The organism is Streptomyces sp. NPDC090119, from assembly GCF_044747085.1.
GTDB lineage: Bacteria > Actinomycetota > Actinomycetes > Streptomycetales > Streptomycetaceae > Streptomyces.
In genome coordinates this window covers 833,075-853,983 of sequence record NZ_JBIVDK010000001.1, presented here as the reverse complement: position 1 = coordinate 853,983, position 20,909 = coordinate 833,075, and the positions used below count along the sequence as shown (strand labels likewise).

Annotated in this window: 25 protein-coding genes and 1 tRNA gene; 13 read left to right on the top strand and 13 right to left on the bottom strand. The window is 70.5% G+C overall.

The window, feature by feature from the left end; genetic code table 11:
* Positions 1–13: 13 nt before the first annotated feature.
* The 3 genes from ACIPPM_RS03855 to ACIPPM_RS03845 are packed head-to-tail and all read right to left on the bottom strand — an operon-like array spanning position 14 to position 1,238.
* Complete coding sequence (locus tag ACIPPM_RS03855; protein ID WP_401442542.1) at positions 14–337, bottom strand: DMT family transporter; 324 nt, start codon at positions 335–337, stop codon at positions 14–16.
* Positions 334–693 carry a DMT family transporter gene (locus ACIPPM_RS03850; RefSeq protein ID WP_401442540.1) on the bottom strand — a complete coding sequence of 120 codons (360 nt, stop codon included), beginning with the start codon at positions 691–693 and terminating at the stop codon, positions 334–336. The genes ACIPPM_RS03855 and ACIPPM_RS03850 overlap by 4 nt, the downstream gene beginning before the upstream one ends.
* Positions 690–1,238: a TetR/AcrR family transcriptional regulator gene (locus ACIPPM_RS03845; RefSeq protein ID WP_401442537.1), complete on the bottom strand. Its 549-nt coding sequence runs from the start codon at positions 1,236–1,238 to the stop codon at positions 690–692. Before ACIPPM_RS03845 ends, ACIPPM_RS03850 begins: the two co-directional genes overlap by 4 nt.
* A gap of 88 nt (positions 1,239–1,326) precedes the next feature.
* Between ACIPPM_RS03845 and ACIPPM_RS03840 the strand changes: the two genes are divergently transcribed.
* Positions 1,327–1,911: a TetR/AcrR family transcriptional regulator gene (locus ACIPPM_RS03840; RefSeq protein ID WP_401442535.1), complete on the top strand. Its 585-nt coding sequence runs from the start codon at positions 1,327–1,329 to the stop codon at positions 1,909–1,911.
* 104 nt (positions 1,912–2,015) lie between these two features.
* On the top strand, positions 2,016–2,780 hold the full coding sequence (locus tag ACIPPM_RS03835; protein WP_401442532.1) for an SDR family NAD(P)-dependent oxidoreductase: 765 nt from the start codon (positions 2,016–2,018) through the stop codon (positions 2,778–2,780).
* A gap of 103 nt (positions 2,781–2,883) precedes the next feature.
* Here ACIPPM_RS03835 and ACIPPM_RS03830 read toward each other — a convergent pair whose 3' ends face one another.
* Positions 2,884–3,621, bottom strand: a complete 738-nt coding sequence (locus ACIPPM_RS03830; RefSeq protein WP_401442529.1) for an SDR family NAD(P)-dependent oxidoreductase — start codon at positions 3,619–3,621, stop codon at positions 2,884–2,886.
* A gap of 93 nt (positions 3,622–3,714) precedes the next feature.
* Between ACIPPM_RS03830 and ACIPPM_RS03825 the strand changes: the two genes are divergently transcribed.
* Complete coding sequence (locus ACIPPM_RS03825; protein WP_401442527.1) at positions 3,715–4,578, top strand: LysR family transcriptional regulator; 864 nt, start codon at positions 3,715–3,717, stop codon at positions 4,576–4,578.
* Between the two features lie 54 nt (positions 4,579–4,632).
* Positions 4,633–4,860 carry a DUF3253 domain-containing protein gene (locus ACIPPM_RS03820; RefSeq protein WP_401444175.1) on the top strand — a complete coding sequence of 76 codons (228 nt, stop codon included), beginning with the start codon at positions 4,633–4,635 and terminating at the stop codon, positions 4,858–4,860.
* 385 nt (positions 4,861–5,245) lie between these two features.
* On the opposite strand, the gene ACIPPM_RS03815 is transcribed toward ACIPPM_RS03820, so the two are convergent.
* On the bottom strand, positions 5,246–6,208 hold the full coding sequence (locus ACIPPM_RS03815) for a DUF5937 family protein (RefSeq protein WP_401442525.1): 963 nt from the start codon (positions 6,206–6,208) through the stop codon (positions 5,246–5,248).
* A 26-nt stretch (positions 6,209–6,234) separates the two neighbouring features.
* Here ACIPPM_RS03815 and ACIPPM_RS03810 point away from each other — a divergent pair, with 26 nt between their 5' ends.
* Positions 6,235–6,528: a hypothetical protein gene (locus tag ACIPPM_RS03810; RefSeq protein ID WP_401442523.1), complete on the top strand. Its 294-nt coding sequence runs from the start codon at positions 6,235–6,237 to the stop codon at positions 6,526–6,528.
* Positions 6,529–6,713: 185 nt separating this feature from the next.
* Positions 6,714–7,388, top strand: a complete 675-nt coding sequence (locus tag ACIPPM_RS03805; protein WP_401442521.1) for an SDR family NAD(P)-dependent oxidoreductase — start codon at positions 6,714–6,716, stop codon at positions 7,386–7,388.
* Here the strand turns inward: ACIPPM_RS03805 and ACIPPM_RS03800 are convergent.
* Positions 7,378–7,575, bottom strand: a complete 198-nt coding sequence (locus tag ACIPPM_RS03800) for a hypothetical protein (protein WP_401442518.1) — start codon at positions 7,573–7,575, stop codon at positions 7,378–7,380. The two genes, ACIPPM_RS03805 and ACIPPM_RS03800, sit on opposite strands and share 11 nt — an antisense overlap.
* A 52-nt stretch (positions 7,576–7,627) precedes the next feature.
* Entirely contained in the window at positions 7,628–9,259 is a 1,632-nt protein-coding gene (locus tag ACIPPM_RS03795; RefSeq protein WP_401442515.1) for an alkaline phosphatase D family protein, read from the bottom strand.
* A gap of 289 nt (positions 9,260–9,548) precedes the next feature.
* Here ACIPPM_RS03795 and ctaD point away from each other — a divergent pair, with 289 nt between their 5' ends.
* From ctaD to uvrB, 5 genes are all read left to right on the top strand, one after another.
* Positions 9,549–11,243, top strand: coding sequence for a cytochrome c oxidase subunit I (gene ctaD, locus ACIPPM_RS03790; RefSeq protein ID WP_401442512.1), 1,695 nt, complete (start codon positions 9,549–9,551; stop codon positions 11,241–11,243).
* 14 nt (positions 11,244–11,257) lie between these two features.
* The gene (locus ACIPPM_RS03785) at positions 11,258–11,611 is read left to right on the top strand and encodes a cytochrome C oxidase subunit I (RefSeq protein WP_401442510.1); all 354 of its coding nucleotides are present in this window, start codon (positions 11,258–11,260) and stop codon (positions 11,609–11,611) included.
* A 16-nt stretch (positions 11,612–11,627) separates the two neighbouring features.
* Positions 11,628–12,368 (top strand): SDR family oxidoreductase, encoded by a 741-nt coding sequence (locus ACIPPM_RS03780; RefSeq protein ID WP_401442507.1) that lies wholly within the window; start codon positions 11,628–11,630, stop codon positions 12,366–12,368.
* 79 nt (positions 12,369–12,447) lie between these two features.
* Positions 12,448–12,879 carry a cupin domain-containing protein gene (locus ACIPPM_RS03775; RefSeq protein WP_401442504.1) on the top strand — a complete coding sequence of 144 codons (432 nt, stop codon included), beginning with the start codon at positions 12,448–12,450 and terminating at the stop codon, positions 12,877–12,879.
* A 190-nt stretch (positions 12,880–13,069) separates the two neighbouring features.
* Entirely contained in the window at positions 13,070–14,992 is a 1,923-nt protein-coding gene (uvrB, locus tag ACIPPM_RS03770) for an excinuclease ABC subunit UvrB (protein ID WP_401442501.1), read from the top strand.
* Between the two features lie 33 nt (positions 14,993–15,025).
* Here the strand turns inward: uvrB and ACIPPM_RS03765 are convergent, their stop codons facing one another.
* From ACIPPM_RS03765 to ACIPPM_RS03755, 3 genes are all read right to left on the bottom strand, one after another.
* Positions 15,026–15,553, bottom strand: coding sequence for a DinB family protein (locus ACIPPM_RS03765; protein WP_401442498.1), 528 nt, complete (start codon positions 15,551–15,553; stop codon positions 15,026–15,028).
* 134 nt (positions 15,554–15,687) lie between these two features.
* A complete protein-coding gene (locus tag ACIPPM_RS03760; RefSeq protein WP_401442497.1) occupies positions 15,688–16,113 on the bottom strand; it encodes an SRPBCC family protein in 426 nt (141 codons plus the stop codon).
* A 272-nt stretch (positions 16,114–16,385) separates the two neighbouring features.
* Positions 16,386–16,459 (bottom strand) — tRNA-Pro (locus ACIPPM_RS03755).
* A gap of 123 nt (positions 16,460–16,582) precedes the next feature.
* Between ACIPPM_RS03755 and ACIPPM_RS03750 the strand changes: the two genes are divergently transcribed.
* Both ACIPPM_RS03750 and ACIPPM_RS03745 read left to right on the top strand, forming a co-directional pair.
* Positions 16,583–17,281: a transketolase gene (locus ACIPPM_RS03750; protein WP_401442494.1), complete on the top strand. Its 699-nt coding sequence runs from the start codon at positions 16,583–16,585 to the stop codon at positions 17,279–17,281.
* Between the two features lie 96 nt (positions 17,282–17,377).
* A complete protein-coding gene (locus ACIPPM_RS03745) occupies positions 17,378–18,283 on the top strand; it encodes a transketolase family protein (RefSeq protein ID WP_401444173.1) in 906 nt (301 codons plus the stop codon).
* Here the strand turns inward: ACIPPM_RS03745 and ACIPPM_RS03740 are convergent.
* Genes ACIPPM_RS03740 through ACIPPM_RS03730 form a run of 3 tightly spaced genes read right to left on the bottom strand, consistent with a single transcriptional unit; the run spans position 18,280 to position 20,835 of the window.
* Complete coding sequence (locus ACIPPM_RS03740) at positions 18,280–18,639, bottom strand: MmcQ/YjbR family DNA-binding protein (RefSeq protein WP_401442491.1); 360 nt, start codon at positions 18,637–18,639, stop codon at positions 18,280–18,282. The two genes, ACIPPM_RS03745 and ACIPPM_RS03740, sit on opposite strands and share 4 nt — an antisense overlap.
* Before the next feature lie 40 nt (positions 18,640–18,679).
* Complete coding sequence (locus ACIPPM_RS03735; RefSeq protein ID WP_401442489.1) at positions 18,680–19,594, bottom strand: LysR substrate-binding domain-containing protein; 915 nt, start codon at positions 19,592–19,594, stop codon at positions 18,680–18,682.
* A gap of 41 nt (positions 19,595–19,635) precedes the next feature.
* Positions 19,636–20,835 carry a glycine C-acetyltransferase gene (locus ACIPPM_RS03730; protein ID WP_401442486.1) on the bottom strand — a complete coding sequence of 400 codons (1,200 nt, stop codon included), beginning with the start codon at positions 20,833–20,835 and terminating at the stop codon, positions 19,636–19,638.
* Between the last annotated feature and the right edge of the window lie 74 nt (positions 20,836–20,909).

Below are 20,909 nucleotides of genomic sequence, written 5' to 3'. Positions count from 1 at the left end.
CCCGGAGGGCAGGTCAGTGCCCGGCGCCGAGTTCGATGCACAGCACCCCGACGGCGATGAGGCCGATACCGGCACCCATGACCCTGGTGAGGGGTTCGCCGAAGAAGGCGCGGGAGGCGATGGCGGTGAGCGCGACACCGGCGGCGGCCCAGATGCCGTAGGCGACGCCGAGCGCCATGCCGCCGTCCAGGGCCAGGGTGAGGGCGGTGAACGCGGCCGGATACCCCACCACGGCACCGGCGAGCCACTTCTTGCCCGCGCCTCGGGAGGCCATCCCCAGACACAGGGTGGCCCCGACCTCGACAAGGATGGCCGTGCTGAGGAAGACCCAGATCACGAGGGTGCCCCTTCCTCGCCGGACCGGCTCGGCCGGGCGGCCTGTGCGCCGAGTTCGACACAGAGCACCCCGGCGATGACCAGGGCGATGCCGACACCCATGACCGCGCTGAAGGGGTCCCCGAAGAAGAGGGTGGCCAGGACCGCGGTGAGGGCGACACCGCAGGCGCCCCAGATGCCATAGGCGACGCCGAGGGCCAGTCCCGCGCGCAGCACGAGGGCCAGGGCGGTGAAGGAGCCGAGGTAGCCGACGGCCACGAGGACGTAGAGCGCCTGGTGGTCGATGGCTCCGCGCAGGGAGAGGGTGGCGGTGACTTCGAGCAGGATCGCCGTGGCGAGCAGCAGCCACTTCCTCATGACGCCGTCTCGTCTCCCAGGAGCCCCGCGATGACGGTCAGCAGCTCGGCGCGGTCGCGCTCGGGCACGGGGAAGACACCGGTGGCGGCGGCCATCCAGTACCCGTCCGCCAGCAGCCGGGCCGCCGTGAGCCGGGCCCGCAGCGGTTCCGGCAGGTCGTCCGGCAGGGTGAGCCAGGGCTCTATACGGCGCACCCAGGCGTCGGTCAGCGCGGTGCGGTAGTGCGCGTCGGTGTAGATGGCGAAGTCCGCGCGGTCGAACGGGGCGTCCAGCGCGACTTCGACATGGGCCCGGACGCGCTGGGCCGGGGTGGCGGTCTCCAGGGGCCGGCCCAGCCGTTCGAGCAGGAGCTTGTCCCAGCGGTCGGCGACATGGTCGATGACCCCCAGCATCAGGGCTTCCTTGGTCGGAAAGTGGTACATCAGGCCCGGCTTGGACAGTCCGACCTCCTTGGCCGCCGCCTCCAGGGTGATCGCTCCACCGCCCTCGACCCGGAGCAGGTTCAGAGCGCCGTCGAGGATGCGCTGCTTCGCGTTCTTCGCCATCACGCGACTTTACCAACCGGTCGGTAAAGCAGGTCAAGGAGTCAGTGGCTTACTGGACCGCTCGATCAAGAATCGATACGGTTCCCCCATGGCCAGGACCAAGGAATTCGACCCGGACGCGGCACTGCAGTCAGCCCTGGAACTGTTCTGGCGGCGCGGCTACGAGGCGACCTCGATGGCGGACCTCGTCGCACACCTCGGCATCGGCCGGGCCAGCATCTACGCGACCTTCGGTAACAAGCACGACCTGTACCTGAAGGCGTTGGACCGCTACAACGAACACCGCGACCTGACCCTCCTGCACGAGCTGTCCCGACCGGGCCCCGCACTGCCGGTCGTCCGCGCGGTGGTACGGCGCTTCGCGACCGAGGCGAGCAGCGAAGTCCAGCGCGACCAGGGGTGTTTCGTCACCAACACGGCGGTCGAGCTGGGCGCCGACGACCCCGCCGCACGTGGCCGGGTCGGGGCGAGCTGGGACCACGTCGAGACCCTGCTGCACTCCGCGCTGGTACGAGCCCGCGCGCAGGGCGAGCTGCCCCCGGAGCACGATCCGCGGGCCCTCGCCCGGATGCTGCTGGTGCTGATGCAGGGCCTGCGGGTGGTCGGCAAGGCGTCGAGCGATCCGGGGCGGGTCATGGACGCGGCCGAGCAGGCGCTGAGGCTGCTGGACTGAGCGGGGGCGGGTGGCCACGCCCCTCGTCGATGGCGGGCCGCCATGCCTCGAACGCTGCTATGCCTCGAATATGGAACGAACAGTCAATAATGGGAGTCGTCACCGTGACCGCACGCTTCACCGGCAAGACCGTCCTCGTCACCGGCGCGGGTTCCGGCATCGGCCGGGCCGTCGCTCTCGCCTTCGCCGCCGAGGGGGCCTCGGTGGTCGCGGCCGGTCGCACCGCCGCCCCGCTCGACGAGACCGTGACGCTCATCGAGGCGGCGGGCGGCAAGGCTGCCGCGGTCACGGCCGACGTGAGCAGCTCCGCGGAGGTCCGGGAAATGGTCCGCCGCACCGTCGACCAGTTCGGCAGCCTCGACGTCGCGGTCAACAACGCGGGCGTCTTCCGGGGTGGTGCGCCCGTGGCCGATCTCCCCGAGGAGGACTGGCGGGCCCTGCTCGACATCAACGTCAGCGGAGTCCTGTTCGGTCTTCAGGCCGAGATCGCCCAGATGCGCACGCAGCCCGGCGGCGGCGCGATCGTCAACATCGCCTCCAACCTCGGCGCGCACCGCCGCGCGAAGGGCCTGGCCGCGTACATCGCGAGCAAGGCGGCCGTCTCCGCGCTGACCCGCGCGGCCGCCCTGGACCACATCGGCGACGGGGTGCGTATCAACGCGGTGAGCCCCGGCCCGTCCGACACCGCGATGTCACGGAGGCCGGGCGAGTGCGACGCCGACCGGGCGGCCCGGATGAAGGACGTGGCGCCGCTGGGGCGGGTGTCCTCCACCGCCGAGATCGCGGCGGCGGTGCTGTACCTGGCCTCGCCGGACGCCGCCTCCGTGGTCGGCACCGACCTGGTCGTGGACGGAGGCGCGGCGGCCTGACGCGGGCTCACCAACGGTGGCCCGACAGGACTCACCATCGACGGCCCGACGCGGCTCACCAACGGTGGCCTGACCGGACTCACCATCGGCGCCCCGACCCGCCTCACCAGGGGACGACGCCCGCGTCCTCGTAGAACGCCCCGGAGGGCCCGTCGTCGGGCAGGGTGGCGAGCCGGATCGCGGTGGCCGCGCCCTGCTCGGGGGTGCGCGAGCCCGCGTGGTCGTTGAAGTCGGTGGCCACCAGGCCGGGGCACATGGCGTTGATCAGGATGCCGGTACCGGCGAGCTGCCGGGCGTACTGCAGGGTCATGGCGTTGAGGAACGTCTTCGACGGCGCGTACGCCGCCATGACGGGCCCGACCTCGATGTCCGGGTCCGCCTGGCGGCCGAGGGAGCCGACGGAGCTGGAGACGTTGACGACGCGCGGCGCGGACGAACGGCGCAGCAGGGGCAGCATCGCGTTGGTGACCCGGACGACGCCGAGGACGTTGGTGTCGACCACGGTGCGGATCAGGTCGAGGTCGATCGTGGTCGGGTCCTGCACCCAGTCCGGTCCCAAGTCGCCCGAGATCCCCGCGTTGTTGACCAGGACGTCCAAGCCTCCCGCCTGCTGCTCGACCAGCGCCGCGGCCTCGGTGACGCTCCGCTCGTCGGTCACGTCCAGCGGCACCCCGAACGCGTCCACCCCGGCGGCCCGCAGCTTCTCGACCGCCGCCTCGCGCCGCGCGTCGTCGCGGGCGCCGACGCCCACCCGGTAGCCGAGGGCGCCGAGACCGGCCGCGATCTCGTATCCGATTCCCTTGTTCGCGCCGGTCACCAGCGCGGTCTTCGTTTCGTTCATGTTTCGATGCTCGCTCGTGGACCGGGGGTGGTGCCAACACCAATGGGGTGGGCTGTGATACCCGGCGGGTATCACCGGGTCTACGCTGGCGTCATGGAGGCACTGGAGACCCGTGAGCTGCGGTATTTCATGGCGGTGGCGGAGGAGCTGCACTTCGGCCGCGCCGCCGAGCGCCTCGGCATGGCCCAGCCCCCGCTGTCCCGGGCGATCCAACAACTGGAGCGGCGCCTCGAGGTCTCCCTGCTGGCACGCGACCGCCGGGGCGTCTCCCTGACCGGCGCCGGTGAGGTGCTGCTGCACGAGGGCCGCGTGGCCCTCGACGCGGCCACCGCCGCCGCCCGCCGCACCCGTCGCGCGGGCGGCGCCGACGGTGCGGGCGGCTCCCGCGACCGTCTGGTGCTGGCGGTGAAGGCCGCCGCCGCCCACGACCTGCTCCAGAAGCTTCTCGCCGCGTACGCGGACGAGCCCGGCGCCGCCGAGATCGAGGTGCTGCCCAGCGGCATGTGCGAGCAGGAGGAGATGCTGCGCGACGGCCGTGCCGACGCGGCCCTCATGCACGCCCCGTTCAACTCCCTCGCCGGGTTCGACCACGAGGAGCTGATGCGCGAGGGCCAGATCGCCGTGCTGCCCGCCGGGCACCCGCTCGCCACCCGCACGACCCTCACCCTGGCCGACATCACCGACGTCCCCGGCCTGCCGCACGCCCGCTGGCCCCGCGACGGCACGTACCCGCCGGGGCCGGGCCCCGAGATCCACGACCAGACCCAGTTGGCCCAACTGATCGCGCTGGGCCGCACCATGGCCGTCTTCCCGGAGTCCGCCCGCGCCTGGCTGTGGTCCGAGCACGCCGCCGTACCGCTGACCGACGCGCCCCCGGTCGTCACCCACATCGCCTGGCCCGCGCACAGCCGTTCCGTCGCGCTCGCCGGTCTGATCCGTACGGCGACCCGGCTCTGACGGTGCCAGACTGGTCCCGTGACGGACACGGACCAGCGGCTCGAGCAGACCATCATGAGCCTGCTGGAACAGCGTGCCGAGACGTCCTCGATCTGCCCGTCCGACGCCGCCCGCGCGGCCTACGAGGGTGACGACGACGGCTGGCGCGACCTGATGGAAGCGGCGCGCCGGGCGGCCTGGCGGCTGGTCGCGTCCGGAGAGGTCGAGGTGACGCAGTCCGGACGGCCGGTCAAGGAGTCCGAGGCCCACGGGCCCATCCGCATCCGCCGCGCACGCCGGTAACGGCCCTGTCCTCCCCGACAGCGGGGCGAAGTCGGCGTGGGCCTGTTCGACGGCTTCGGGGTGCGCCTCGCGTTTGGCGTGTTTGACGAGGGCCCGGTAGATGCTGGCCACTGAGGGATTGTGTGTCTCTTGCGCTTGCCGGTGGGGATGATCAGGTCGGGCTGGATCTCCTCGACGGACTCGCCGCCCGCGCGGCGCCGGAGCACGGTGTGGAGCATGTCGTCGGTGACGGATACCGGTGAAGATCATCAGTGGTCGGCGGGGACGGCTGGGGTCATCTGTTCGGGCTTCGGCTCGCAGTCGGCGACGGCGTCGTGCGGGCCGCCCGCAGGGTTGGTTGCGGTAGGCGCCGCGCTTGACTGCCCATCAGCAGCTCCCCGACCCGTCATGACCGCCGCGAGGCCGCGTCAAGGAGAGCACGCCCAGCCTCGGTGAGCTCGTGCGTGGCCGTGCGACCGGCCCGGCTGCTGTCGATCAACCCGGCGTCTCGCAGGATCGCCAGGTGTTCGCTGGCCGTCGGGGGAGTGACGCTCACCAGCCTGGCCACAACGGTCGTCTGCAGCGGAGTGGCGAGCGCGGCCAGGATCCTCGATCGGGTCATCCCCAGGAGCCGGTCAAGCGACCCCGGAGTGGGAGGAGTCGCCCATAGGTACCGCCCGGATGCCGGGTAATAGATCGCCGGTGTCCAGTGGTCCGAGGTGGTGCACTGTATCCGGTCGGTGATGAACAGCGACGGAACAAGAATGAGTCCCTCGGGGCAGTCGACGTCGATGTCGACGGTCTTTTCGACGGTGACGGTGTCGCCCTCGCACGCAGCAGAAGGGTGCAGGCGCGGAAGGACTGCGCGCAACCCCTCGCGGTTGACCTGGAGGGCCCGGTCCAGCATCTCGGCACGCAACGCCTGCCGCATGGACGGCCATTCCGGTTCGACAACTGCCTTCCAGAGGCGGCGCAGCGCATCGGCGGCCTCGGACCTGGCTCGGTCGGGGTCATCGAGCAATCGGCGGCCTATTTCTGCCCCGCGCCCCCTCGCAGCGTCGACCAGCTCGGCGTACGTCTGGTCCGCCGGCGCGGCGAGGAGGGCATCCACACCTTCCTCGAACGTCGGCTCACTGGACATCGGCGACGGGTCGAGGAAGTCGGGTCGATACGCGCCATCGGCCATGAAGACCGTGAGCGCCCTCAAGTCCGGGAGCGAGAGACGGTGGCGGCGACGGCGAAGCCACGGGTGGAACATCGGGTGACGCTGCGGTTCGGTCAAAAGCCGGGCCAGACTGACCACTTCGTGCATCGGCGACACCGCCCACCGCACGCTCGCAGCACCAACGCCCAATCGGTAGCGGATCACTCCACCATTGTTAGGCCACCGCCGAAGTGAGCGCGAGTAGAACGGCGAAGCACCGAGACTCGGGGCATGACCGTGAAGTCGACTACTTCGATGGGCATGCCTGGCGAACACTGCTGCCCGGCGACACCGCGCATGCCGCGGTGGGTGACGTCCACGCCCTCCGGAAGGAGCGCGCCGAACCTGCCACCCTCCTGATGGCACTCTCGCCAGGTGTACCGCGGGCGGAGTACTTCGCACAGCTCACCACTGTGAACGAGCGTGACCTGAACCGGCTTCACGAAGCCCACGACAACCATTTCGTCGACGACTACGGACGGTGAGGGCACCGGCAACGGCATGTGCCCCCGGCCCACCCCACTGCCTTTATCGCGGCCGTAGCACTGCGCCCGCGCGTGAGCGCCACCGCCGATGCGAGGCGTTCGGCGCCAGCTCCTCTCGGCAAGACCGCGCTCACCGTCGCCTGATCCACCCCTTTCCCGACGGCTTCCCAGCAAAGGAATTCACTGTGCCCAGCATCGCCATCGTCGGAGCCGGACCCGGTATGGGCCTGGCCATCGCCCGTACCTTCGGCTCCCACGGCTTCGACGTCGCTCTCATCGCCCGCAACCGCGACAAGCTCGACGACCTGGCCGGTCGGCTCGACGCAGAAAGCATCACCGCCGCCGCGTTCCCCGCGGACGTACTCGACCATGACGCACTCACCCAGGCGCTCAAGGACGCCGCCACCCGCTTCGGCGGCATCGACGTCCTGGAGTACTCCCCAGGCGGGAGTCTCGAATCCACGCCGCTCACGGCTCCGTCCAAGACCAACCCGTCCGATGTGCGGTGGGCGATGGACATCCTGCTCCACGGGGCCATTGCCGCCACACGGGCCGTGCTGCCGGTAATGCGCGAGGCCGGCGCCGGCACCCTGCTCTACACCAACGGCGCCGGTTCGGTCGACCCCACTCCGATGCTCGGCAACCTCAACGCCGCCCAGGCCGCGCTGCGCAACTGGGTACTCGGCCTGCACAAGGAACTGGCCGACACCGGCGTCCAGGCCGCGCACGTCGCCATCGGCGTGTGGATCGGCACGGGCGGCCCACCCGGAGTACCGACGGCCTCGGCCGAGGAGGTCGCCCCCCTCTACTGGGACCTGCACACGCAGCGCGACGAAGTCGAACGCGTCTTCACCGTGTGATGCCGTGCCCGGACTCGAACACGCCGGTGTTCGCACATTTCGACTGGAGCAGGTGCTTCCGCCCCAGCGCGTTCAGCAGCGGCGAGAGCATCCGTGCCGCCCGGCTCCGCCACCGCCGCCTCCGCCACCCGTCCCCGAACAGCTCCGGCGGCAACTCCAGCGCCCGCAACCGCTGGAGCTTGTTCACCTCCGCCAGTCGCCGTAGCTTCGGGAGAGCAGGGCCATAACGAACCCTCACATCAGGTCAATTGGCGCTCCGTCACCTTCTCCAGGCGCGCCCGCTCACCGTCGGCGGACCGCGCCTGTTCCAGCAGCAGCCGGGCCGAACGGCCCTTCAGGTTCAGGGTCATGAGCTGGTTGCCGAACCAGGGGCCACCGGTGTGCCGCCAGACGACGGGGAGTTGGGCGCAGCGTCCGTGCCGGGCCAGCAGGCGGCCCAGCGCGCGTGCCGTCCGGCTCCAGCCGAAGCGGAAGCCGAACCGCATCGACCGGGGCACCGAGTTGTGCACCGGCGAGCAGGTGAGCTGTGTGACGCGGGAGTCGACCTTCCCGGACCGCCAGGCGGGCTCGGCGACGTAGGCGTGGTGGACGTCGCCGGACAGGACGCTGATCGTCGCCGGCGCCCCGGGGCCCGAGCCGGCCTCGGCGATCAGGTCCGCCAGCGCGGCGAACGAGGCCGGGAACGCCGCCCAGTGCTCCAGGTCCGCCGCCCGGCGCAGCCACTCCCCGAACCGGGCCCAGCGCGGGCCGCGCTCCCCCCGGCACAGGGCCGCGTCCCACGCCTCGGCGTCGTGCACGAGGTGGGGCATCAGCCAGGGCAGCGAGGTGCCGATCAGCAGGTGGTCGACCGATCCCCGGTCCGCGAGCGCTTGGTCCCGCAGCCAGCGCTCCTCCTCCGGGTCGAGCATCGCCCGCTCGTCCTCGGCCAGCACCCGCGCCGCCCGCGAGTCCACGATCAGCACGCGTACCCGGCCGAAGTCGCGGCGGTAGCTCCAGCGGGTCGAGGCCGGGTCGGCGTCGGCCTCCGCGGCGAAGGCGCGCAGCGCGTCGGTGCCGTCGGCGGCGGAGGTGACGGCGGTGTACAGCGGGTCGGCGGCCAGGTCGTCCGGGGCGAGGTTGCCGATGTGCTGGTAGACCCAGTAGGACATCAGGCCGCTCAGCAGCCGCTCGCGCCACCAGGGGGTGGCCCGCATGTCGGACAGCCAGGAGGCGGAGGTGTTCCAGTCGTCGATGACGTCGTGGTCGTCGAAGATCATGCAGCTCGGCACGGTGGACAGCAGCCAGCGCACCTCGGGGTCGAGCCAGGACTCGCGGTACAGCCCGGTGTACTCCTCGTAGTCCGCCACCTGGGAGCCGGGCGGTTCGTCCAGGTCGCGGCGGGCGGCGATCCGCTTCTGGGTCTCCTCGGAGGTCTCGTCGGCGTAGACCTGGTCACCGAGGAGCAGCAGGACGTCGGGGCGTTCGCCGCCCGCGACGAGCCGGGTGGCGAGGGTGTCGAGGGCGTCCGGACCGGCCGGGTCGTGGCCGCCGTCGGCGGGCGGCGCGGACCAGCGACAGGAGCCGAAGGCAACCTTCAGACCGTCCTCGGCGCCGGGTACGCGGATGCGGGACGGCGGGAAGGGCGAGTCCGGCAGCGGCCACACGGACTCGCTCTCCAGCAGCACCTCGTACTCCGCCTCGGTGCCCGGCGTGAGACCGGTCACCGGTATCAGGGCGTAGTGGTGGCCCGCTATCCGGAAGGTGCGCGCGGCGCCCTTGGCGCCGTCGGAGCAGCGCACCTCCGCGGTGCACGGACCGCTCGTCTCGACCCAGACGGTCGCGGACGAGTCGTCGACGTAGCGCAGCAGGGGGCCCAGGGTCAGGCTCGGCAAGATGTCCTCCGTCCCGCCCCGGCCGGTGCGGACGGGACGGACCGTACGGTAGTCAACGAGGAACACGGGCCGACAGCCCCTCCCCCACGACCGGACGGGATCGGCGACGACCGGGGTGCGCCGCTGTCGTCGGCACCGAGCGCGTCCGTTACTCCACCCGAGTGTCAAAACCCCCCGATCGGCGGCGTGTCGGCCGCTCAGCAATTCGGGGTCCGGCCGGAGCAGCAAGGATGGCCGTCACTGACGCCACGGCGCGGGCGGAACTCGATTACCAGGAGAAGCGCGACCTGTGACAATCATCAATCAGCCCGAGCCGGCGGCTGAGGACTCGAGCGAGAACGAGCTTCTCATCCAGCGCAGGCAGCCCGGAAACGTCGTCGTGAAGTGGCTGACGACCACCGACCACAAGACGATCGGCACGCTCTATCTGGCCACGTCGTTCGGGTTCTTCCTGTTCGGTGGCGTCATGGCGTTGCTCATGCGTGCCGAATTGGCGCGCCCGGGCATGCAGATCATCTCCAACGAGCAGTTCAACCAGGCGTTCACGATGCACGGCACCGTGATGCTGCTGATGTTCGCCACCCCGCTGTTCGCGGGCTTCACGAACTGGATCATGCCGCTGCAGATCGGCGCGCCCGACGTGGCGTTCCCCCGGCTGAACATGCTGGCCTACTGGCTCTACCTGTTCGGCTCGCTCATCGCGGTCAGCGGCTTCATCACCCCGCAGGGTGCGGCCGACTTCGGCTGGTTCGCCTACTCCCCGCTGACGGACGCGATCCGCTCCCCCGGTGTCGGCGGCGACCTGTGGATCATGGGTCTGGCCTTCTCCGGTTTCGGCACGATCCTCGGTTCGGTCAACTTCATCACCACGATCATCTGTATGCGCGCGCCCGGCATGACGATGTTCCGGATGCCGATCTTCGTGTGGAACGTGATGCTGACCAGCGTGCTGGTCCTGTTCGCCTTCCCCGTGCTCGCGGCGGCGCTGCTGGCGCTGGAGGCGGACCGCAAGTTCGGCGCCCATGTCTTCGACGCCGCCAACGGCGGGCCCTTGCTGTGGCAACACCTCTTCTGGTTCTTCGGCCATCCGGAGGTTTACATCATCGCGATCCCGTTCTTCGGCATCGTCACCGAGATCATCCCGGTGTTCTCCCGTAAGCCGATCTTCGGCTACATGGGCCTGATCGCGGCCACGATCGCCATCGCCGGTCTCTCGGTGACGGTGTGGGCGCACCACATGTACGTCACCGGTGGTGTGTTGCTGCCGTTCTTCTCCTTCATGACGTTCCTCATCGCGGTCCCGACCGGTGTGAAGTTCTTCAACTGGATCGGCACCATGTGGAAGGGATCGGTCTCCTTCGAGACACCCATGTTGTGGGTCACCGGGTTCCTCGTGACGTTCCTCTTCGGTGGTCTGACCGGTGTCATCCTGGCCTCGCCGCCGATGGACTTCCACGTCTCGGACTCGTACTTCGTGGTGGCGCACTTCCACTACGTGGTGTTCGGTACGGTCGTCTTCGCGATGTTCGCGGGCTTCCACTTCTGGTGGCCCAAGTTCACCGGCAAGATGCTGGACGAACGGCTCGGCAAGATCACCTTCTGGACGCTGTTCATCGGCTTCCACGGCACCTTCCTGGTCCAGCACTGGCTGGGCGCCGAGGGCATGCCGCGCCGGTACGCCGACTACCTGTCGGCCGACGGCTTCACCGCCCTGAACACGGTCTCCTCGATCTTCTCGTTCCTGCTCGGCCTGTCGATGCTCCCGTTCCTCTACAACGTGTGGAAGACCGCGAAGTACGGCAAGCCGGTCAAGGTCGACGACCCGTGGGGCTACGGCCGCTCGCTGGAGTGGGCCACCTCCTGCCCGCCGCCGCGGCACAACTTCCTCACCCTGCCGCGCATCCGCAGCGAATCCCCGGCGTTCGACCTGCACCACCCGGACATCGCGCGGGCGGAGCGCGAGGCGTACGCCATCGGGCACTGAGTCCGGAGACCACCATGACCAGAGTGCCGGGGCAGGAAGCCGAAGGCGCCGAACTCGGCAACGAGGTCGAGGGGTATCTGCTGTGGCAGGCCACCATCGCGGTGGCCGAGCAGCGGGCGCGGGAGTTCGTGGAGCGCATGGACTGGCTGACCACGGCGCAGCGCGAGGAGATCGAGCAGCTCCACATCTCCGACAGCCTGCGCCGTGCCCGGCAGGACCTGGAGCGCATCGCGGCCCGCTGCCGGTCGCTGCGGGGCGAGTACGAGGAGCGCTACCGCGTGTTGCGGCTGCGCTGTGTGGGATACACGCTGGGCGCGGCGGCCGGTCTCACCTCCGTGGCGGCCGCCGCGCTCGCGCTGAGCCGCTGACCGGAGAGGACCTCACATGAAGATCGCCGTCATCGGAGCGGGCGGATTCGTCGGATCGCGCCTGGTGGAGAAGCTGCGGACGACCGGCAACGAGATCACCGCGCACGACCGTTCCACCGGAGTCGACCTGCTGACCGGGCAGGGCGTGCCGGAGGCGCTGGCCGGAGCCGACGCCGTCGTCAACACCATCGACGCGCCCAGCTTCGACGAGGCCGCCGTCCCGTTCTTCCGCACCACGACGGAGACGCTGCTGCGCGCGGCGGACCGGGCCGGGGTCCAGAACGTGGTGCTCCTGTCCATCGTCGGTATCGACCAGGTGCCGGACGTGGACTACTACCGGGCGAAGCTGACGCAGGAGCAGCTGGTCGAGTCCGGGCCCGTCCCGTACACGATCGTGCGGGCCACGCAGTTCATGGACTTCGTCGAGCCGATCATGTCCTGGACCAGTTCGGGCGACACCGTACGGCTGCCCACCACCCGCATCCAGCCCGTCGCCATCGACGACGTGGTCGACACGCTCGCCGAGGCCGCCACCTCCGCCGCCCTGAACGGCATCATCAACGTCGCGGGCCCGGACGTCTTCTCCCTCGACGAGCTCGGCCGCCTCACCCTCCGAGCCCACGACGACGGCCGTGACGTGATCGTCGACGAGAACGCCGGACTGTTCGGCCAGGTCCCGCAGGACGCCGTCACCGCACCGCCGGGGGCCCACATCGGCACCACGTCGTACGAACAGTGGCTCCAGCACCACGCCTGAGACGCGGTGGCGGACCTTCCACGCCCGCGACCCCGACCCGACCGGCTACGGCCCCGGAAACCCGGACAGAGGTAGTGCGATGCCCCAGAACGACGAGCCCGCGCAGGGACACCGGTCCGAGGCGTGGAAGACCGCCGTGACCGTGGTCGGCGAAGCGGAGCCTCCCGCCTTCCCCGACGGCGCCCGCGTCGTCACCGCACGGGTCGAATTCCCTCCCGGAGACCCCGGCACCCCTCCCCACCGGCACTCCGGCCCCGTCTTCGGCTATGTGATCGAGGGCGAGATGCTGTACGAACTCGAAGGACAGCCGCCGCGAGTGATCCGCGCCGGTGAAGCCTTCTGGGAGCCGGGCGGCGACGTGATCCACTACCAGGACGCGAACCACCGTACGGACGTCCCCCTCCGCTTCCTGGCCACCCTGGTCTGCGAGCCGGGCAAGCCCCTCCTCGAACTCGTCGACGAGCGGGAACTCGAGCAGCGGCGGCACCGGCGCGCACCCCGGACCGCCTGACGACCCGGCGGTCTGCCGGTCACGGAGTGGAAGAAGAAGCCACTCAGCGCCGATGCGTGCCCTATACCACATAAGTCAACCGTCAAGCTATTAGACATTGACAAGATTGGGCGTTACACGCAAAATGGACAGAATCTTATAGTCTTTTGTCCGCTTCTGTGCGGTTACATCGAGTTCAGGAGCGAACCTCATGGCATTCCCGTCCGAGAACCGGCGCATCACCCTCGCCGAGCACACCGCCGACCAGGTCATACGGTCCGGCCGCCCGTTCGAGGTGGTGTCCCGCCACACCCCGTCCGGGGACCAGCCGAAGGCGATCGCCGAGCTGGAGAAGCACGTCCGCGCCGGGGAGCGCGACGTGGTCCTGCTGGGTGCCACCGGCACCGGCAAGTCCGCGACGACCGCCTGGCTCATCGAGAAGCTGCAGCGGCCCACCCTCGTACTCGCCCCGAACAAGACGCTCGCCGGACAGCTCGCCAACGAGCTGCGCGAGCTCTTCCCGCACAACGCGGTGGAGTACTTCGTCTCCTTCTACGACCACTACCGGCCCGAGTCGTACGCCCCGAGCACGGACACCTACTTCGCCAAGGAATCGGTGTCCAACAAGGAGGTCGACCGGCTGCGCCATTCGGCGACCTGGTCGCTGCTGAGCCGTCGTGACGTGATCGTCGTGGCGTCCGTGTCGTGCATCTACGGCCTCGGCACGCCCCAGTCCTACCTCGACCGCTCCTTCCAGCTCGCGGTGGGCGACACGCTCGACCGCGAGGAACTGCTCGCGGCGCTGGTGGACATCCAGTACACGCGCACCGAAGCCGAACCGGCCTCGGGCACCTTCCGCGTGCGCGGCGACACCATCGACATCCACCCCGCCTACGAGCACACGATGCTGCGGGTGGAGATGTTCGGCGACACCATCGAACGGCTCACCATCGCCGACACGGAGACCGGCGAGGTACGCGAGGTCATCGACCGCACCCGCGTCTTCCCCGCCACCCACTACTTCGCCGGACCCGAGCGGATGCGCGCGGCGGCGGAGTCGATCCAGGCCGAGCTGACGCAGCGGGTCGCGGAGCTGCGCCGGGGCGGACGACTGCTGGAGGCGGACCGGCTCCAGACGCGTACGGAGTACGACATCGAGCTGATCCGGCACACCAAGGTCGCCTCCGGCATGGAGAACTACTCCCGGCACCTGGACGGCCGCTCCCCCGGCGCGCCTCCGTCCACGCTGCTGGACTACTTCCCCGACGACATGCTCGTCGTCATCGACGAGTCGCACGTGACGGTGCCGCAGCTGTCCGGCATGAGCCACGGCGACGCCGCGCGCAAGAGCACGCTGGTCGAGCACGGCTTCCGGCTGCCGTCCGCGCTGGACAACCGTCCGCTGACCTGGCCGGAGTTCGCCGCGCGCTGCCCGCAGCGGGTCTACCTGTCCGCGACCCCGGGCCGGTTCGAGCTGACCGCCGCACGGGGCGCGGTCGTCGAGCAGATCATCCGGCCGACCGGGCTGGTCGATCCGCGGGTGACGGTGAAGCCGACCGCCGGGCAGATGGAGGACCTGCTCGAGGAGATCCGCGAGCGGTCCGCCCGCGGCGAGCGGACGCTGGTGACGACGCTGACCAAGCGGATGTCGGAGGAGCTGACCGACTACTTCGACACCCGGGGAGTCCGCGTCCGCTACCTGCACTCCGGCGTGACGACCATGCGCCGCGTGGAGCTGCTGGCCGACTTGCGCCGGGGCGAGTACGACGTGCTCGTCGGCATCAACCTCCTGCGCGAGGGGCTCGACCTCCCGGAGGTCTCGCTGGTCGCGATCCTGGACGCCGACAAGGACGGGATCTTCCGCTCCGACACGGCGCTGATCCAGATGATCGGCCGCGCGGCGCGCAACGTCAGCGGCGAGGTGCACATGTACGCGGACCGGATGACGCCCTCGATGCTGCGCGCGATCGACGAGACCGATCGCCGCCGCGCCCTGCAGGAGGCGCACAACGAGACCCACGGGATACGCCCGACCGCCCTGCGCAAGAAGATCAGGCACACGGTGTCCGCCCTGTACCCCCAGGCCCAGCACCCGACCACCGGTACGTCCTACAACCGCGGGATGGCGGCGTAGCGGCGCGGGGCCGCCATGCCGCGGGGGCCTTTCTCAGGCGCCGGTGACTCCGTCTATCTGCTCACGGATGAGATCGGCGTGACCGTTGTGCCGTGCGTACTCCTCGATCATGTGCACCATGATCCAGCGCAGCGAGACCCACTGATCGCCGATCGAACCCGCCTCCTGTTCGGGCAGCCGACCGGAATCGTCCAGCGAGGCGTCGGCGATCAGCGCACGGCCGCGGGCGATCTCGGCCTGCCAGGCGGCCGTCGCCTCGTCGAGCCCTCGGTCGGGCTGGAGGGCGTAGCCGTCGACGTTGCCCTCCCCGAAGACGGGCGGCATCTCCTGGCCCGCGAAGACGCGCTGGAACCAGTTGCGTTCCACCTCCGCCAGGTGCTGCACGAGACCGAGCAGCGTCACCGACGAGGCCGGCACCGCGGCAAGCCGTAGCTGATCGTCCTTGAGGCCCGAACACTTCAGGGCCAGAGTCGCACGATGAAAGTCCAGCCACGCTTCGAGCGTCCCGCGCTCGTCGGCGTGCGGGGGTGGGATCGGACGGCCGTCCGGTGTCGTGTTCATCGACACACCATGGCAGCAAGCGAGTTCGGGCAACAGGTGTTGATCACGCGGAGCGTTCTCCGCGGAGTCGGCGCCGGTCGCGGGCGGCTCAGGGCAGGCATCCGCGGTCGACGCCATGCCCTGAGGCCCACTCGTCAGGCCGCCGCGGCCGTTTCGGCCAGCTTCTGGAATTCCCCGAGGTCATAGTTGGCCAGCGCGGAGTCCAGGTTGGTGAGGGCGCCGAGGTGCTCGACAAAACCCTGCGGGTCGTACTCGATCTGCAGGGTGACGCGGCTGGTCGTCTCACTCAGGTGATGGAAGGTGACCACTCCGGCGTGATCGACTCCGTCGACCGTGCGCCAGGCGATGCGCTCTCCCGGTACGACTTCGGTCAGCTCCGCGACGAACTCCTTGTCGGCTCCGGGAAGCTTGAGCTGCCAGACGAAGCGCCGGTCGTCCACCTTCCGCACACTGCGAACGTGGCTCAGGAAGTCCGGCCACTTCGTCACGTTGCTCCAGAGCGCCCACGCGACGGAAACCGGGGCCTTGATGTCGAGAGTCTCTACCAACGATGCGGACAACTGACGCCTCTTTAGGTTCGGTGGGTCGGATTCCCGGGTCCGGTTACCCCGGCAGGAAGAGGCCACACTGCGCGCGATGTCAGCGATGGAGCAGGAGATCGATCAGGAAGAGCAGCACGCCGAACAGGCCGAGGGTGATACCGGCCCAGATGAGCCGTCCGAGCAGCTTCCGCTTCCTGTCCGCCGTCACGATGTGCACGCCCCCCCCTGAAATGATCAAAGGCCGGTTTCGGATTTCTCCGAAACCGGCCCTGATCTGCGACTCTCTCGAGTCGGGACGACAGGATTTGAACCTGCGACCCCTTGACCCCCAGTCAAGTGCGCTACCAAGCTGCGCCACGTCCCGATGCTGTTTGACCTGGGGTTTCCCTGGTCGAAACGCGCAGGGAAACTCTACCGCACTCGGGTCGGTGCTCGCGCACCGCTCACTGTTGACCTCAAGCGGGCTTGAGGTTGCAGGATCGTCGGCATGACGATCACAGCGGACCACGGCTACGACGATCTGCCCCGGCTGATGAGCCGGATGACCGGCGACGAGAAGCATGATTTCGCCGCCACCTCCACGCTCGACGTGCTGTGGGTGCTCTACGACCGGGTGCTCGACGTCACCCCCGAGCGGGCCGAGGCGCCGGACCGGGACCGGTTCCTGCTGAGCAAGGGGCACGGTCCGATGGCGTACTACGCCGTCCTCGCGGCGAGGGGGTTCGTGCCGGAGGAGTGGCTGCCCGGCTTCGGGGCGTACGACTCGCCGCTCGGGCACCACCCGGACCGCGTGCTCGTGCCGGGGGCCGAGATCGGCAGCGGCTCGCTCGGGCATGGGCTGCCGCTCGCCGTCGGCAGCGCGCTCGGGCTGCGGGCGCAGGGGCTCACGGACCCGGCCGTGTGGGTGCTGATCGGGGACGCCGAGCTGGACGAGGGCAGCAACCACGAGGCCATCGCCTACGCCGGGGCGGCCGGACTGGACCGGCTGCACACAGTGGTCGTGGACAACGCCTCCGCCAGCCACGCCCTGCCCGGTGGCATCGCGGCCCGGTTCGAGGCCGCGAACTGGTCCACCGCCACGGTCGACGGACGCGACCACGCCGCGCTGTACGAAGCCTTCACCGCCCCGCATCCCGGCCGCCCGCACGCGGTCGTCGCCCGGGTGGAACCGAAGAACGCCCGCTGACCGGAACAGGAAAGGTTCATCCTCGTGGACACCATCGAGACCGTCGAGAACCTCGCGACCACCGAGCACCTCGCGACCACGGATGCGACGGAGACCATGCGTGACCGGTTCGGCGCCGTCGCCTCCCGGCTGCTGGACGAGAATCCGCGGGTCGCGGTCGTTCTCGCCGAGATCGGCCGGGACGCGTTCACCGACGCCGCCCGCCGCCACCCCGACCGGCTGATCAACGTCGGCATCCGCGAGCAGCTCCTCGTGGGCGCCGCCGCCGGGCTGTCGCTCACCGGGATGCGGCCCATCGTGCACACCTTCGCCGCGTTCCTCGTGGAGCGCCCGTTCGAGCAGGTCAAGCTGGATCTCGGTCACCAGGACACGGGCGCGGTGCTGGTCAGCGCGGGCGGCTCCTTCGACTGGCCGGCCGGCGGTCAGACCCATATGTCGCCCGGTGACGTCGCCCTCCTGGACACCTTGGACGGCTGGTCCGTGCACGTACCGGGCCACCCGGACGAGGCCGAGACCCTGGTCAGGCACGCCGTCGCGGCGGGCGACGACAAGGTGTACGTACGCCTCTCCCTCCAGCGCAACCGGCTCCCCCTGCCCGTCGACGGCGCCCGCTTCCACACCGTGCGCGAGGGGCGGGCCGGGGTGGTCGTCGCGGTCGGTCCGATGCTGGACCCCGTGCTCGCCGCCACCGAGGGCCTGGACGTGACCGTGCTCTACGCGACGACCGTCCGCCCCTTCGACACGGCCGCCCTGCGCCGGGCCACCGGGACCGCGGGCACCGACGTGGTCCTCGTCGAGCCCTACCTCGCCGGAACCTCCACCCGGGCCGCCACGGAAGCCCTGTCCGACGTGCCGCACCGGGTGCTCGGACTGGGCGTCGGGCGCCGCGAGCTGCGCCGGTACGGCACGCTCGACGAGCACCTCGCCGCGCACGGTCTGGACGCCCGTGGCCTGCGGGAACGGATCGGCGCGTTCGTGGGAGCGGGCGCGGTCAGCGCCTAGTGCTCCTGCGGCACCCCCAGCTCCGGATGCTCCTCCAGCAGCCGTATGGGTGCCGCCTGGCGCCAGGAGTCGGCGAGGATGTCCCGGAGTTCGTCCTCGCCGTCCAGCGCGGCGAGCCGCGCCCGTACCCAGGCGAAGTGGGCCTCGTGGTCGGCGATCCAGAACTTCTCCGGCTCGGCCAGCACGAGTTCGTCCCGCTCCTCCTTCGGGCAGCGCACCGCGAGGGAGGTCTCCTCCTCCGGGAGCGTGGCGAACATCTTCCCGGCCACCCGGAAGGTGGGCATGCTCCAGGCCGTCTTCTCGGTCGTGTCCGGCAGGGACAGGGCGATACGGCGTACGTCTTCTGCGTCCGGCATGCAACGCACCGTAACCCCCGGCACTGACAACGGCCCCGGCTCAGCCCTCGGCGGCGACCTGCTCCAGCGCCTCCAGCACCGGCCGGATCAGCGGGTGCGCCTCGGCGCCCCGGCGCACGGCCGCGAAGACCCGCCGGGTCGGGGCCACGCCGTCCACGGGCCGTACGACGACGCCGGTGAGATCCATGCCGCGCAACGCGGAGCGGGGTACGAGGGCCACGCCCGCGTCGGCGGAGGCCAGCGCGACCACCGCGCGGAAGTCGTCGGAGGAGTGCTCCAGACGCGGCTGGAACCCGGCGCTCTCGCAGGCCAGCACGACCACGTCGTGGCAGGGGTTGCCGGGGTACGGGCCGATCCACGGGTCTTTCGACAGCTCCGACAGCTCCGCGAGCGGCATCTCGGCGTCGTCGGCGAGCCGGTGCCCGACCGGGACGACGGCGTCGAACGGCTCGGCGTACAGCGGGAGGTGGGTGAGCCGGGGGTCGTCGGCGGGCGGGGCGCCCCGGTACTCGACGGCCACCGCCACGTCGACCTGCCGGTCCAGCAGCATCCTGAGGCTCGCGTCGCCCTCGGCGTCCTGGACCCGGATGCCTATGCCGGGCGCCGCACGGCCCAGTCGGGCCAGGGCGGGTGCGACGACCTGGGCGATCCCAGTGGCGAAGGCGGCGACGGTGACCGTCCCGGCCTCCCCCTTGCCGTAGGCCGCGAGTTCCGCCTCGGCCCGCTCCAGCTGGGCCAGCACGGCGTTGGTGTGGCTGAGCAGGATCTCACCGGCCGGGGTGAGCCGTACGCCCTTCGCGCCCCGGTCGACCAGGCGGTGCCCGGTCTCCTGCTCCAGCGCGGTGAGCTGCTGGGAGACGGCGGAAGGGGTGAGATAGAGCGCGGCGGCCGCCGCCGTGACCGTGCGGTGGTCGGCCACCGCACGGAGGATGTGGAGCCGCCGCGCCTCGATCATGCCGCCATTATCGCAAGGCGGCCGCCCTGTTCCGGCGCAGGTCAGCCCGCCAGCTCGGCGCGGGCCGCGATGAAGGCGTCCACGGCGCGGTTCACGTCCTCGGTGGAGTGCGCGGCGGACAGCTGGACGCGGATGCGCGCCTTGCCCTGCGGGACCACCGGGTACGAGAAGCCGATCACGTACACCCCGCGCTCCAGCAGCAGCTCCGCCATGCGGCCCGCCTCGGACGCGTCGCCGATCATCACCGGGGCGATGGCGTGGTCGCCGGGGAGGATGTCGAAACCGGCCTCGGTCATGCGGGAGCGGAACAGCGCGGTGTTCTCGGCGAGCCGCACCCGCAGGTCGTCGGCGGACTCCAGCAGGTCGAGGACCTTCAGGGAGGCGGCGGCGATCACCGGGGCGAGGGTGTTGGAGAACAGGTACGGGCGCGAGCGCTGGCGCAGCAGGGCGACGATCTCGGCGCGGGCCGCGACATAGCCGCCGGAGGCGCCGCCGAGGGCCTTGCCGAGGGTGCCGGTGATGATGTCGACGCGGTCCATCACGCCGTGCAGCTCGGGCGTGCCGCGGCCGGAGGGGCCGACGAAGCCGACGGCGTGCGAGTCGTCGACCATGACCATCGCGTCGTAGCGGTCGGCCAGGTCGCAGATCTCGGCGAGCGGGGCGACGTAGCCGTCCATGGAGAAGACGCCGTCGGTGACGATCAGCTTGCGCCGGGCGCCGCCCGCGGTGGCCTCCTTGAGCTGGGTCTCCAGGTCGGCGAGGTCGCGGTTGGCGTAGCGGAAGCGGCGGGCCTTGGACAGGCGGATGCCGTCGATGATGGAGGCGTGGTTGAGGGCGTCGGAGATGACGGCGTCCTCCGCGCCGAGCAGGGTCTCGAAGACACCGCCGTTGGCGTCGAAGCAGGAGGAGTAGAGGATCGTGTCCTCCTGGCCGAGGAACGCCGACAGGCGGGCCTCCAGCTCCTTGTGCACCTCCTGGGTGCCGCAGATGAAGCGCACGGAGGCCATGCCGTAGCCCCAGCGGTCCAGCGCCTCGTGGGCGGCGGCGATCACCTCGGGGTGGTCGGCGAGGCCCAGGTAGTTGTTGGCGCAGAAGTTGAGTACCTCACCGGGGCGGCCGCCCTCGGTGACCTCGACGGTCGCGGACTGCGGGGTGCCGATGACCCGCTCGGGCTTGTGCAGCCCGGCGGCGCGGATCTCGTCGAGGGTGGCGCGGAGGTCGTCGCGGACGGTGTCGAACAAGGGGGGCTCCTACAGAGGTGTGAGTGCGAGTGAGCCGAAGGGGCGCGGCGGTGTCGGGAGAGCGAGCGCGCGGA